Source organism: Bradyrhizobium sp. Kon69, from assembly GCF_055807515.1.
Window position 1 is genome coordinate 59,446 of sequence record NZ_JBVVOS010000014.1, and the last position, 12,268, is coordinate 71,713.

The 12,268-nt window shown below is 64.0% G+C and carries 14 protein-coding genes; 10 read left to right on the forward strand and 4 right to left on the reverse strand.

The window, feature by feature from the left end; translation table 11 throughout:
- Positions 1–77: 77 nt before the first annotated feature.
- A complete protein-coding gene (locus tag AC0L3U_RS19500) occupies positions 78–719 on the forward strand; it encodes a tetratricopeptide repeat protein (RefSeq protein WP_473348060.1) in 642 nt (213 codons plus the stop codon).
- A gap of 194 nt (positions 720–913) precedes the next feature.
- Here AC0L3U_RS19500 and AC0L3U_RS19505 read toward each other — a convergent pair whose 3' ends face one another.
- Both AC0L3U_RS19505 and AC0L3U_RS19510 read right to left on the reverse strand, forming a co-directional pair.
- Entirely contained in the window at positions 914–1,261 is a 348-nt protein-coding gene (locus AC0L3U_RS19505) for a hypothetical protein (protein ID WP_473362843.1), read from the reverse strand.
- 163 nt (positions 1,262–1,424) lie between these two features.
- On the reverse strand, positions 1,425–2,231 hold the full coding sequence (locus tag AC0L3U_RS19510; protein WP_456765631.1) for a hypothetical protein: 807 nt from the start codon (positions 2,229–2,231) through the stop codon (positions 1,425–1,427).
- Positions 2,232–2,460: 229 nt separating this feature from the next.
- Between AC0L3U_RS19510 and AC0L3U_RS19515 the strand changes: the two genes are divergently transcribed.
- A complete protein-coding gene (locus AC0L3U_RS19515; RefSeq protein WP_007607017.1) occupies positions 2,461–2,754 on the forward strand; it encodes an antibiotic biosynthesis monooxygenase in 294 nt (97 codons plus the stop codon).
- 111 nt (positions 2,755–2,865) lie between these two features.
- Here the strand turns inward: AC0L3U_RS19515 and AC0L3U_RS19520 are convergent, their stop codons facing one another.
- Complete coding sequence (locus AC0L3U_RS19520) at positions 2,866–4,311, reverse strand: helix-turn-helix domain-containing protein (protein ID WP_456765629.1); 1,446 nt, start codon at positions 4,309–4,311, stop codon at positions 2,866–2,868.
- 231 nt (positions 4,312–4,542) lie between these two features.
- On the opposite strand from AC0L3U_RS19520, the gene AC0L3U_RS19525 reads away from it, so the two are divergent.
- From AC0L3U_RS19525 to AC0L3U_RS19535, 3 genes are all read left to right on the forward strand, one after another.
- Positions 4,543–6,174, forward strand: a complete 1,632-nt coding sequence (locus AC0L3U_RS19525) for an isocitrate lyase (protein ID WP_473362844.1) — start codon at positions 4,543–4,545, stop codon at positions 6,172–6,174.
- Between the two features lie 30 nt (positions 6,175–6,204).
- Positions 6,205–6,411, forward strand: a complete 207-nt coding sequence (locus AC0L3U_RS19530; RefSeq protein ID WP_007595122.1) for a DUF4170 domain-containing protein — start codon at positions 6,205–6,207, stop codon at positions 6,409–6,411.
- Positions 6,412–6,610: 199 nt separating this feature from the next.
- Positions 6,611–7,165, forward strand: coding sequence for a hypothetical protein (locus tag AC0L3U_RS19535; protein ID WP_473362845.1), 555 nt, complete (start codon positions 6,611–6,613; stop codon positions 7,163–7,165).
- Positions 7,166–7,291: 126 nt separating this feature from the next.
- On the opposite strand, the gene AC0L3U_RS19540 is transcribed toward AC0L3U_RS19535, so the two are convergent.
- Entirely contained in the window at positions 7,292–8,173 is an 882-nt protein-coding gene (locus AC0L3U_RS19540; protein WP_473362846.1) for a metallophosphoesterase family protein, read from the reverse strand.
- 80 nt (positions 8,174–8,253) lie between these two features.
- On the opposite strand from AC0L3U_RS19540, the gene AC0L3U_RS19545 reads away from it, so the two are divergent.
- The 5 genes from AC0L3U_RS19545 to AC0L3U_RS19565 all read left to right on the forward strand — a co-directional run bounded on the left by AC0L3U_RS19545 (position 8,254) and on the right by AC0L3U_RS19565 (position 12,264).
- The gene (locus AC0L3U_RS19545) at positions 8,254–8,745 is read left to right on the forward strand and encodes an NUDIX domain-containing protein (RefSeq protein ID WP_456765625.1); all 492 of its coding nucleotides are present in this window, start codon (positions 8,254–8,256) and stop codon (positions 8,743–8,745) included.
- Positions 8,746–8,807: 62 nt separating this feature from the next.
- Positions 8,808–9,755: a glycosyltransferase family 2 protein gene (locus tag AC0L3U_RS19550; RefSeq protein WP_473362847.1), complete on the forward strand. Its 948-nt coding sequence runs from the start codon at positions 8,808–8,810 to the stop codon at positions 9,753–9,755.
- A gap of 67 nt (positions 9,756–9,822) precedes the next feature.
- Positions 9,823–10,338, forward strand: coding sequence for a GNAT family N-acetyltransferase (locus AC0L3U_RS19555; RefSeq protein WP_473362848.1), 516 nt, complete (start codon positions 9,823–9,825; stop codon positions 10,336–10,338).
- Positions 10,339–10,374: 36 nt separating this feature from the next.
- Positions 10,375–11,076: a methyltransferase domain-containing protein gene (locus tag AC0L3U_RS19560; protein ID WP_473362849.1), complete on the forward strand. Its 702-nt coding sequence runs from the start codon at positions 10,375–10,377 to the stop codon at positions 11,074–11,076.
- 33 nt (positions 11,077–11,109) lie between these two features.
- A complete protein-coding gene (locus AC0L3U_RS19565; RefSeq protein WP_473362850.1) occupies positions 11,110–12,264 on the forward strand; it encodes a hypothetical protein in 1,155 nt (384 codons plus the stop codon).
- The last annotated feature ends 4 nt before the right edge of the window (positions 12,265–12,268 follow it).

The window sequence follows — 12,268 nt, forward strand, 5'->3', positions numbered from 1 at the left end:
GCCGGTGTTAACACCCTGCCGTGACAGTTCCTGCGAAAGGGGATGCGTGGCCGGCCCTCTGCCTGCCACCGTCGAAGATGACCAAAGCTGCAGTACCATTGTTGATCGCCCTCGGCGTGCTGATTGGCCTGTCCACGCACACCGTCGTGAATTGCGGAGACGAGGACGAGCCCGACATCTGTTCGGCGGTGATCGGCTTCTCGCCGCTGCGCGGCTCGCTGATCGCGTTCGCCTATGAGGGGCGTGGACGGATCGCGTTGCGCCATGGCGACTGGCGGCGGGCGATCGCGGATTTCGACGAGGCCATCCACCTCAATCCCAATCGCGCCTCGCTCTATCGCGATCGGGCGCTGGCGCGCCGGCAGAATGGCGATCTCGAACTTGCCATCGAGGATTACGACGAGGCGATCGCGCATGATCCCAGGCACGCCGCGCCCTATCACCAGCGCGGTCTCGCGCTTGCGGCCGCCGGCGATCTCGATCGCGCGATCCTGAGCTACAACACCGCGGTCCGCCTCGACCCCTCGGATGCGCAGCCTCGGCTTGACCGCGGCCTCGCCTTCCTCGCCCGAGGCCAACCGAATGAGGCGCGCGCCGATTTCGAGGCCGCGCTGGCGCTGCCCGCCGGCAAGGACGCCCGTACCCGCGACGCGGCACGCGCAAAGCTCGCCGAACTCGCGAGCGCCGAGCCAACCCGGCTCGCCGCGCCAGGAAGGTAGAGATATCTAGAGCTGCGTGCGCCGCTGCAACCCTCTCCCCTTGCGGGAGAGGGTGGCTCGCCGCGAAGCGGCGAGACGGGTGAGGGGTATCTCTCCGCGCGTGAGCCTGCTGCAGTTGAATTCGCGGAAACAACCCCTCATCCGGCGCTTCGCGCCACCTTCTCCCACAAGGGGAGAAGGAAGAAGGTGAGCGCCTACTTCGCCTTCTTGGCTTTGGCCTTCTTGGCCTTCTTCACCGGCTTTTCCTTGGCGGCCTTCTTCTCCACCTTCACCGCGACCGGTGTGCTGGCGGCGATCCGCATCGACCGCGCGTAGCTGTCGGCGACGTTGTCGGCGGACATCTGCAGGCGCTTGGCGGCGGCAACGGCCTGCTCCATGGTGGCCTTGGCCATCATCTTGAAGCGGTCGCCGGTCTCCTTGCCCTTGGCCTTGGCCGCAAGGCCGTTGAATCGATCCCGCCGCTCCTTGGCGCGGGTCATCAGGCCCGTATGCAGCTGTCTGGCCAGTTGCCGGATCACGACATCCAGGTCGGCGTCCGCCATGTTGTTCTATCCTCTTCGAAAACAATATCGATGCGGGCGGACTATGCAGATCGGGCCCCGCCTTGGCAATTCCCGGCCACGCGTCATCCGCAGCTTCCGGTGATCAAAACAAAAAAGCCGCGCTGCGCGCGCGGCTCTCTGCCTTGGTTTTGCGCTTTCTGTCTTACTTCAGGGAGGCGACTGGGCCGCTCGACGCTGCCGGATCGGGGTCGAAGCCGAACACGCCGACCAGATATTTGTAATAGTCCGGCAGCTTCTCCTTGAGCGCCTCGCGCGACTTCGGGTCGTGGAATTCGCTCTTGCCGGCCAGGAAGATGCTGGCGGTCACCGCAAAGAATTCCATGTGATTCTTCAGCGCGTAGGATTCCTTGGGCAGGAGATCCTTGGACTTGGCGTAGGCGTAATAGCCGATCACGCCCTTGTTGGCGTAGCCGTCCGGCAACAGCCGCGCGTGGTAGGCGTGCAGCAACTCGTGCAGCAGCACGGCTTCCTTTTCGTAACGCATCATGTCCGGCCGTAGCATGATCACACCGAGGCCCGAATCGACCGCGAGGTCGACGGCATTGGGATTGGTCCAGCGCTGGGTGGCATGGTCCCAAACAGTGAGCGTCCGCGGCACGTGGCGCTCGACGTTCGGAGCGACCCGGCCGTAGCAGGCGGTCGCGGCGCCTTCGTCGAGGCAGGCCAGCTCGCTGGCGATGATCGGGACGGTGCGGAAGAAGCGCAGCACGCGCGGCGAGAGGCCGGCAGCCTCGACCACGTCGATCTGGCTCTTCACATTGTCGGTGAGCTTGTCGACATCCTTGCGGTCGGAATTCTCCGACAGGTCGAACATGTAGCCGCGGTAGCTCTGGAAGCCCGGCGGCAACGCCTGCGCTGCGCCGGCGGACGCATCAAGCGGACCGGCATGGGACGGATTGGCAAAGAGCGCGCCGACAATGGTCGCGGTCAGCAGCAACGCAATGCGCATGATGAACCCCCTGATGTCACTTCACGCGGCAGGATAAGCCGCCGTTGTTTGCGAAAAGTGAGTGGGGCGAGACTAAGGCAGCGATCTTGAGGCGTGCTTAATCGATCGTTGGGGATCGCGGAACTGAATTAGCGCCGGGTTAACCAAGCGTGGATTGCCCGCGCGCTTCGGCGTAGCATGCGGTCCGGGCACCGAGCCCTCGAACCAGATAGCCGGAAGGGAGGATGCCATGTATGCCGCCATCCGTCAGGCCAAGGCAAAAAGCGGGAGCGCCGAAGAGCTGGCGCGCCGTATCAAGGAAGGCGCCGTTCCGATCATCAGCGACGTCGATGGCTTCCGCGCCTATTACGTCGTCTATGCCGGCGACGACACCGTCACGGCGATTTCGATCTTCGACAAGTTCGAGCAGGCGGAGGAGGCGAACAGGCGTGCGATCGCTTGGATCGAGAAGGATCTGGGTGCGTTGCTTGCCGGCGACGCCCGCGCCGCCGCGGGGCCGGTGATCGTGCATACGCTGGCGTAGGTCCCTTGTCATTGCGAGGAGCGAAGCGACGAAGCAATCCAGGCTGTCACTGCGGAGACAGTCTGGATTGCTTCGCTTCGCTCGCAATGACGAGGAGGTAGATGTGCCCTCTCACAACTCCCGTGCATTCGAGAACGCAAAGCTCGACACCCGCCGCGTCGTCTCGTCCAGGATCAGCGTGCGCGTGATCGGCGGCTCGGCGCGCTGGGCGCAGTTTTCGCGCTCGCAGAGGCGGCAGTTGACGCCGATCGGCGTGCCCTCCGTTTTCTCCAGATCGATGCCGGCAGCGTAGACGAGGCGCGCGGCGTGACGGATCTCGCAGCCGAGGCCGATGGCGAAGCGCGGCTGCGGCAGCGGGTGCGGCGCGACGGGGCGGCGCACCATCTGCGCGATCGAGAAATAGCGCGTGCCGTCGGAGAGCTCGATCACCTGCTTCAGCAGGCGATCAGGCGTGTCGAAGGTCGAGTGCACGTTCCACAACGGACAAGTGCCGCCGAATTTCGAGAACGGGAACGTGCCCGATGAAAATCGCTTCGAGACGTTGCCGGCATTGTCGACACGAAGCAGGAAGAACGGGATGCCGCGCGCGTTCGGCCGCTGCAGGGTGGTGAGCCGGTGGCAGACCTGCTCGAAGCCGGAATTGAAGCGCTGCGCCAGCAGATGGATGTCGTAGTTCAACGCTTCCGCCGCGGCAAGGAAAGCCGGGTAGGGCATCATCACGGCGGCTGCAAAATAGTTGCCGAGCGTGATGCGGAACAGGCGGCGCGGTGTGTCGTCCAGCGGGCCGGCGCGGCCGATGATGGTCTCCAGATGCTGCGTGCATTCAACGAGGCCGAGCTGGAATGCGAGCTGGAACGCGCGGCCGGGCGGGTCGACCAGCTCGGAAATCAGGAGCTGGCGCCGGTGGCGGTCGAAGCGCCGGAGCGTCTCGCGCATCACGTCCACCGGCATGATGCGGGTCTGGATCGAATGCTTTTCGCGCAGCCGTGCCGCGAGCGCCGCATAAAGCTCTTCGGCCGGCACGTTCAGCTCGTCGCGCAGGGTCTCCGCAGCCTGCTCGAGTTCCGGAAAGTAGTTGCGGTTGGCCTCGATCAGCTCGCGGACGCGCTCGACCGGATTGGCCTCATAGCGGGTGCCGACGTCGCGGTCGGCCATTTGTGCCGCGGCCAGCGTCTCACCCTGGCGGGCCTCGGTATAGGCGGCATAGAGCCGTTGCAGCGCATGGGTGACGCCGGGGCAAAGCTCGGCGAGATCGCGTAGTTCCTGCTTGGGAACGTCGATCTGGCGGAACAGCGGGTCGGAGAAGATCTCGTTGAGTTCGGCGAAGAAGCGGTCCTCGTCGGCGGTCGCGAGGTCGCGCAGGTCGAGGTCGTAGGTTTCGGCGAGCCGCAGCAGGATCTGCGCGGTCACCGGACGCTGGTTACGCTCGATCAAATTGACATAGCTCGGCGAGATCCCGAGCCCCTCGGCGATCTGGGTCTGCGACAGCCCCAATTGCTGCCGGATCCGCCGGAAGCGCGGGCCGACGAAGAGCTTCTTGCTGGAACCGGCGGGCATTCTCAGGTCTCCGGAGGGGGCATCAAGGGCAGCTTTGCTGACCTAAATTAATTTACAAGATTTACAAAGTGACATCTATTACAAGTACCGATGTTACATGACATCACCATTCAAATACAAGCCTACTGTACGAGCTGAGCTTTCTCGCGTTTAGCTTCTGACACGCATCTCGCAATGCATTGTCAAGAATGTCGATGGCTGGTGGCCATCGTCGTTGAAAGGATCAGGCACATGAATTACCAGCCCCGTGGCATCAGCACCCTCCAGGCCCCCGCCTCGTATCAGAATGAGGTCGAGGCGGCCCGGTCGCTCCTGGAGACCCAGCCGACCTGGAACGGGGTGTCGGCCGAGGCCGTCGCCCGCATGCGCCTGCAGAATCGCTTCAAGACCGGCCTCGACGTCGCCCGCTACACCGCGGCGCTGATGCGGGCCGACATGGCCGCTTATGACGGCGATCCCACCAAGTACACGCAGTCGCTGGGCTGCTGGCACGGCTTCATCGCCCAGCAGAAGCTGATTTCGGTCAAGAAGCACTTTGGCAAGACCGATCGCACCTATTTGTACCTGTCCGGCTGGATGATCGCTGCGCTGCGCTCCGAGTTCGGCCCGCTGCCGGACCAGTCGATGCACGAGAAGACCTCAGTGCCGGCGCTGATCGAAGAGCTCTACACCTTCCTGCGTCAGGCCGACTCGCGCGAGCTGAACGATATCTTCCGCAACCTCGATAAGGCCCGCAAGGAAGGCGACAAGACCCGAGAGAAGGAGTTGATCGAGAAGATCGACAACTTCCAGACCCATGTCGTGCCCGTCATCGCCGACATCGACGCCGGCTTCGGCAATGCGGAGGCGACCTATCTGCTCGCCAAGAAGATGATCGAGGCGGGTGCCTGCGCGCTCCAGATCGAGAACCAGGTCTCGGACGAGAAGCAGTGTGGCCACCAGGACGGCAAGGTCACGGTGCCGCACGAGGTGTTCCTGGCCAAGATCCGGGCCTGCCGCCACGCCTTCCTCGAACTCGGCGTCGAGGACGGCATCGTCGTGACCCGCACCGACTCGCTCGGTGCCGGCCTGACCCAGCAGATCGCGGTCAGCCACAAGCCCGGCGACCTCGGTGACCTCTACAACAGCTTCCTGGATTGCGAGGAAGTGACGGCGGAGAACGCCCGCAACGGCGACGTCATCATCAACCGCAACGGCAAGATGATGCGTCCGAAGCGGCTGCCCTCCAATCTGTATCAGTTCCGCCCGGGCACCGGCGAAGACCGCTGCGTGCTGGACTGCATCACCTCGCTGCAGAACGGCGCCGACCTGCTCTGGATCGAAACCGAGAAGCCGCATATCGAGCAGATTGCCAAGATGGTCGACCGGATCCGCAAGGTGGTTCCGAACGCGAAGCTGGCCTATAACAACTCGCCCTCGTTCAACTGGACCCTCAACTTCCGTTGGCAGGTCTACGACGCGATGAAGGAAGCGGGTAAGGACGTCAGCAAGTACAATCGCGCCGAGCTGATGAAGGTAGAATACGACGATACGCCGCTGGCGAAGGAAGCCGACGAGCGCATCCGTACCTTCCAGGCGGATTCGGCCAAGCGTGCCGGCATCTTCCACCACCTGATCACGTTGCCGACCTACCACACGGCGGCGCTCTCGACCGACAATCTGGCGAAGGAATATTTCGGCGACCAGGGCATGCTCGGCTACGTCAAGAACGTCCAGCGCGCCGAGATCCGTCAGGGTATCGCCTGCGCCAAGCATCAGAACATGGCCGGCTCCGACATCGGCGACGACCACAAGGAATACTTCGCCGGCGAGGCTGCCCTGAAGGCGGGCGGTGCCCACAACACGATGAACCAGTTCGGCTAACGCATCACGCTAATCGACAGGAGACTGACAATGACCAATAGCAATTTCTGGGTGATCGGCGGCGAGTTCGGTTCGATGAACTTCCACAAGCTGGTGGAAGGCTCGGCCCAGGTGCAGGGTCCGTTCAAGACCCGCAAGGAGGCCGAGGACGCCTGGCGCTCGGTCTCGGAAGAGAACCGCCACAAGGCCGGCGTCCGCTTCTCGATCGTGGAAGAGCCGTCGCGGGTCTCGGCCTGACAATCTGAACTGACATGACAATCTGAATAAGAAGACGTCCAAGGACGGAGGGTCCCATCCGGCGCAAGCCGGGTGGGATCGTCTGTTTTTGGCACAGGTGAACGACCTGTGGGCACCGTAAGTAACTGGAATTGTAGGGCCTTTGCGGACACTTTGGTTGCTGATAGGTTAATCCGGCCAAGTGAGGACGAGGCCGCCAATGTCAGAGCCCGAGACCAGCGGGATCCATCCCAGCCAGCCGCGCCCGGTGCGGCTGCGCGATGCGCTGTTGCGCGCGCGGATCGAGGCCGCCGACCGGACCGGCGTCGTCGTCGATTTGCGCGATGCCGAGGTGGCGCGGCTCGAGATCCTCAACGATTCGCTCGATCCCCTGTTCGCGCAGGTGCCGGACAAGATCGACCTGTTCGACCGCGGCATCAGCCAGGGCGATACGCCGAGGCTCTGGATCGACGTCGTCGCGCACATCTTGATGGGGCGCGACAAGCGGATGTACCGCTTCGTGCAGGACACCCGCTTCGGCCGCATCGTGCTCGCCGAATCGCACGACACCGCTGTGATCGTCGAGGCCGTCACAGACTATGTCGCCCGCCGCATGATCGAGCGCGAGCATGCGATGGTGATCCCGCCCGAGCCGAAGCCCGAGGCCGCGCCGCCGCGGCGCCGCTCACGCCTCTGGCCATTCGTGTTCGGATTTGTGCTCGGCGCCGCCGCGCTGTTCGGCGTTGCCGTGCTCGCGGCCCTGCGGAGCTGGTGACGACGCGTCTCGTAGCCTGGATGGAGCGAAGCGCAATCCGGGAAACTTATCGCTACAGATGCACCGCCCCGGATTACGCTGCGCTCCATCCGGGCTACGGATCATTCCGCAATGACGGCGACGACCTCAGATCAATCTTATATGCTTGATCTGCCCGATCTGAAATCCAGCCCCCAGGCTCCGCACCGTCTGCTCGCAACGCCAGCCGGTGTTGTCCTTCTCGATCGTGAACAGATTGTAGGCCGCAGCCGGGGTGCGCCCGTGCGCGAGCGCGGAGGCCGAGGGCACGCCGATTGCGGGAATGTTGCCGTTGGGTCCCTCGAACCACATCGTCGAATGAATGTGGTCGTGTCCGTGCAGGATCAGCTCGACGCCGTGGCGTTTCAAAAGCGTCAGCAGCCCGGCGGAGTCAGTCATCCGCTTGTGGCGCGCGCCGGACTTCAGTGGATGATGCACCAGCAGCACGCGAAAGACGTCCTCGGCCGCGAGCTGTTGGAGCACCTCTTCGAGCGACGCGAGCTGATCGCGCCCGAGCGTGCCTGTCGCCATCAACGGCAAGGTGGGCACCGCCGTGGACAGGCTGATCAGCGCGAGCGGCCCGCGTCGGCGCAGGCTCGGAAAGCCGATACGGCCATCGTCGCCCGCAAGATAGGGCGCGAAGGTTTCGCCGAAGCGATGAAAGGTGGCGCGAACATAAGCGTCGTGATTGCCGGGAATGGTGGTGACGCGGTCGGGCGGACCGACGTCGTCGAGCCAGGCGCGCGCCGGCGCGAACTCCGCCTCGAGCGCCAGATTGACGAGATCGCCGGTGACCGCGATGTGGTCGGGAGCTTGCGCCCTCACATCGGCGACGAGTGCGTCGAGCACCTCGCGGCGCTGGTACTTGTGACGGTTGCGCGTCCAGTTGACATAGCCGAACGCGCGCTTGCCGGCGAGCTCGATCAACCGCGGCTTCGGCAGCGGCGGCAGATGCGGGTCGGACAGATGGGCGAGCGTGAAGGGGGCCATTGTGGGCGATTGCCTCGCTATTCGCCCGCTGTAATGGCAAGGTCGCAGGCTCCGTGCAAGCGGGGCATCGAGGGAGCCCGATGGGAGAACGTCTGAACAGCGTCCGACGGAGATTCGAGCCGCTGCTGCGGCGAATCTTCCACGCCTATTTCCTGCTGGTCCGCGGCATGACGCTCGGCGTCCGCGCCGTGGTGCTGGATGCCGACACCCGGGTGTTCCTGGTCAGGCACAGCTACGTCACCGGCTGGTATCTGCCGGGAGGCGGCGTCGATCTCGGCGAGACCATGGAGCAGGCGCTGCGGCGCGAGCTCAAGGAGGAGGGCGATATCGATCTCACCGGCGAGGCCGTGCTGCACGGCATCTTTCTCAACAGCCACGTCTCCCGCCGCGACCATGTTGCGGTCTACGTCGTCAGGCAGTTCAAGCAGGATCGCCTGCCCGCGCCCAATCGCGAGATCGCCGAGTGCGGATTCTTCGCGGTCACCGCGCTGCCCGAGGGGACCACGCCGGGCACGCGGCTGCGGATCGCGGAAGTCCTGCACGACAGGCCGCGGATTGCGACGTGGCGATGATGGCTGCCTGTGCTAGTAAATCGCCGCGCCTGCGGCGTCGGCACATGGACGAGGGATAAGCATTGTCTGAATCGACGAGGTCATGGCCATTTCGGGTCGCCGTGCTGGTGCCCTGCTACAACGAGGAAGCCGCCGTCGCGACGGTCGTCGCCGATTTCCGCAAGGCGCTGCCTGCGGCCGAGGTCTACGTGTACGACAACAACTCGACCGATCGCACCACGGCGGTCGCGCGCGAGGCGGGCGCGATCGTGCGCAGCGAACGGCGCCAGGGCAAAGGCCACGTCGTGCGCCGCATGTTCGCGGACATCGAGGCCGACATCTACGTGCTCGTCGATGGCGATGCGACCTACGACGCGCCGAGCGCGTCGCGCATGATCGACCAGCTCCTCGATGAGCATCTGGATATGGTTGTGGGTCTGCGCGTCGATCAATCGCAAGCGGCCTATCGGCGCGGTCATCGCATCGGCAACCGGCTCTTCACCGGTTTCCTGGCATCGACCTTCGGTCACGCCTTCAAGGACATCCTGTCCGGTTACCGCGTGTTCTCGCGCCGCTTCGTCAAATCCTTCCCGGTCCTGTCCGGCGGTTTCGAGATCGAGACCGAGTTCGCGGTCTATGCGCTGGAATTGTCGCTGCCGGTCGCCGAGGTCGAGACGCCCTATTACTCGCGCCCGGAAGGCTCCTTCTCCAAGCTCAACACCTGGCAGGACGGCTTGCGCATCTTCAACACGATGCTGAAGCTCAACCGGTCGGAGCGGCCGCTACGCTTCTTTTCGGCGATCGGCATCGTCCTCGCGCTGCTGTCGATCGCTTTCGGATTGCCCGTGGTGATCACCTTCCTCGAGACCGGTCTCGTCCCGCGCCTGCCGACCGCCGTGCTCTCCATGGGGTTGATGATCATGGCGCTGCTTTCGGCTTCGTCGGGGCTCGTGCTCGACACCGTGACGCGCGGACGGCGGGAAATGAAGATGCTCGCCTACCTGTCCCAGCCGCCGCTCGGGAGGCCCTGAAATTGCCCCCGGGGCCGGGCGCAATCCCATGGACCGCTGCCCTCCAAGGTGATATTCCGCCGACGCGATGAACGATCTCTCCCTCACCATCCGGTCGGAAGCCGCCGGCGATGCTCAGGCCATCGAGCGGCTGCACGAACGCACCTTCGGACCCGGCCGCTTCGTGCTCAGCGCGTACCGCATCCGCGAGCATGTGGATCATGTGCTCGATCTCTCCTTCACCGCCCGCGTCGGTACGTTGCTGATCGGATCCGTCCGGCAATTGCCGATCTGCGTCGGCGACACGCCGGCACTGCTGCTCGGGCCCCTGACGGTCGAGCCTCCGTTCCGCAGCCGCGGCGTCGGCCGGCTGCTGCTCGAGCGCGCGCTGAAGGATGCGAAGGCGCAGGGCCATCGGCTGGTGCTGCTGGTCGGCGACGAGCCCTATTACAGCCGCGTCGGCTTCAAGCAAGTCCCCAAGGGACGCGTCACCATGCCCGGCCCGGTCGATTACAGCCGGCTCCTCGTCATCGAGCTCGTCGAGGGCGCGTTCGAAGGCGTATCGGGGCCGGTCGGTCCCGACTGGAGCAAGACGCGAACCTGACGCGCATCGCTTCGAAGCTCACATGAAAGTAGGGCAGTGCCGGTCGATCAGCAATATTACCGGGAAGTGGCGTCCGGGAGCACGGCGGAAAAGCTGCTGATCGCGGCGCGCGACCGCATCTTTCAGGATTTCATCGCCCGGATGCAGCCGTGCGCCGCGGACCAGATCCTGGATGTCGGCGTGTCCGACGTCATCAACGATGGCGCCAACGTGCTGGAGCGGAGCTACCCGCATCAGCACAAGATCACGGCCTGCGGGCTCGGCGAAGGATTAGGATTCAAGGCGGCTTTTCCACTTTGCCGTTACGTGCAGATCGAACCGAATAAACGGCTACCGTTCGACGACAATGCGTTCGATGTCGCGACATCCAATGCCGTGCTCGAGCACGCCGGAAGCCATGGAAACCAGGTGCTCCTGGTCCAGGAGCTTTGCCGTGTCGCGCGGCGGGTGTTCATCACCGTGCCCAACAGGTTCTTTCCGGTCGAGCACCACACCGCCATCCCGCTGGCGCATTATCTCGACGGCACCTTCAGGATCGCCTGCAGGATCGCCGGCAAGTCGGAATGGACCGACGAGCAGAACCTGATCCTGATGACGCGAAAACGGCTGCTGGGGCTCGCCGCGCTGGTTGCCAAATCTGCGGGTGCCAAGTCCTCCACCCCCAAGTCCGCGGCCGTGGGCTACACCGGTTTGTCGCTCGGCCCGCTATCGTCCAATCTCTATCTCGCATTCCGCTAAAGCAGCGCCGCCTCCCGTCACATCATGATCCCGATGAAGAAAATCCGCATCAGCAAAGCCGTCTTCGCCGTGTTGTTTCTCGCGGTGCTGGTCGGGCATTTCTGGACCATGATGCGATGGAGCGAGGCGCGCGGCGTCTATGACGACGTCTGCTACCTCAGGCAGGCGCATCTGTTCCAGAGGTTCGGGCTGGTGGAGGGCTTCGACACCAGCCTCACCCGCGACGATGATGGCTATCAGAAAGCAAAGCTGAAGGAGATCGGCTACCCGGACTGGAACGATACGACCGCTGCGCCCTGTCACAATCTGATGCCGGCCACCGGGAAGGTCGTCATTCAATACCCGCCGGGTGTCGGCCTCGTGTTGGCGTTGTTCCCGCCGGGTCACCAGGTCGTGCCCATGTACATGCTGGCGACCCTTGTCGTCCTCGGCCTTGCGCTGTTTGCGCTTTCTCTCGCGCGCAGCATGAGGTCGGTCCTGATGGTCGGGGCGTTCGGCTGTCTTGCGATCTACCTGATGGTCAATCCGGTCAAGGCGAGCTATTCGATGGCCCCGACCGTCGTCGTGTGCGCGCTCGCAGGATGTCTCACGGCGCGATGGCTGGCGGGCCCGCGATCTCAACCTAATATCTGGCTGCTGGCGCCCATCGGTTTCCTGCTCGGGTTGACCGTCGATTTCCGGTTGGCCAATCTCTTCCTGGCGTCCGGCTATGGCGTGTTTCTCCTCGTCGCGTTCCTTGCGGAGCGGACGTTGTCCCGGTTCTTGCAGGGGGTCGTGTTCGGCGTCGCGTTGCTGGCCGGCGTGATCCCGACCATCGTCTTTCACGTCGTCAACGCCGGCAGTCCATTCGTATCGACTTACGGCAACAACCCCGATGTCAGGCCGCTGGATTTCTCGTTCGCGGTCGTCCGGGATTACCTCGCGGACCCGCTGCAGACGTTGCTGATCGTCACCGGAATTGCAGGCTCGATCTGGCTGTTGCGGCAGGCGAACGGCATTCGCCGCGTTGCGCTGCTCACGTTGGTCAATCTGGCGCTCAACCTCTCCTTCTTCTTCACCTATCCGATCGCGACGCCATACTACACGATCCCCATCTCTCTCCTGACATTGTGGAGCCTGCTATTCGCTGTGCTGTTTCAGGAGGCGGCAGATGACGCCCCTGAAACAGCCGCTTTAGCCAAAGCGTGACGAA

Excerpts from the sequence above, each read along its gene's own strand:
- AC0L3U_RS19555 (WP_473362848.1), top strand. The coding sequence starts at position 9,823 with ATGAACGATCTCTCCCTCACCATCCGGTCGGAAGCCGCCGGCGATGCT.
- AC0L3U_RS19505 (WP_473362843.1), bottom strand. The coding sequence starts at position 1,261 with ATGGCGGACGCCGACCTGGATGTCGTGATCCGGCAACTGGCCAGACAG.
- AC0L3U_RS19525 (WP_473362844.1), top strand. The coding sequence starts at position 4,543 with ATGAATTACCAGCCCCGTGGCATCAGCACCCTCCAGGCCCCCGCCTCG.
- AC0L3U_RS19545 (WP_456765625.1), top strand. The coding sequence starts at position 8,254 with ATGGGAGAACGTCTGAACAGCGTCCGACGGAGATTCGAGCCGCTGCTG.
- AC0L3U_RS19565 (WP_473362850.1), top strand. The coding sequence starts at position 11,110 with ATGAAGAAAATCCGCATCAGCAAAGCCGTCTTCGCCGTGTTGTTTCTC.
- AC0L3U_RS19535 (WP_473362845.1), top strand. The coding sequence starts at position 6,611 with ATGTCAGAGCCCGAGACCAGCGGGATCCATCCCAGCCAGCCGCGCCCG.
- AC0L3U_RS19520 (WP_456765629.1), bottom strand. The coding sequence starts at position 4,311 with ATGCCCGCCGGTTCCAGCAAGAAGCTCTTCGTCGGCCCGCGCTTCCGG.
- AC0L3U_RS19515 (WP_007607017.1), top strand. The coding sequence starts at position 2,461 with ATGTATGCCGCCATCCGTCAGGCCAAGGCAAAAAGCGGGAGCGCCGAA.
- AC0L3U_RS19500 (WP_473348060.1), top strand. The coding sequence starts at position 78 with ATGACCAAAGCTGCAGTACCATTGTTGATCGCCCTCGGCGTGCTGATT.
- AC0L3U_RS19540 (WP_473362846.1), bottom strand. The coding sequence starts at position 8,173 with ATGGCCCCCTTCACGCTCGCCCATCTGTCCGACCCGCATCTGCCGCCG.
- AC0L3U_RS19510 (WP_456765631.1), bottom strand. The coding sequence starts at position 2,231 with ATGCGCATTGCGTTGCTGCTGACCGCGACCATTGTCGGCGCGCTCTTT.
- AC0L3U_RS19530 (WP_007595122.1), top strand. The coding sequence starts at position 6,205 with ATGACCAATAGCAATTTCTGGGTGATCGGCGGCGAGTTCGGTTCGATG.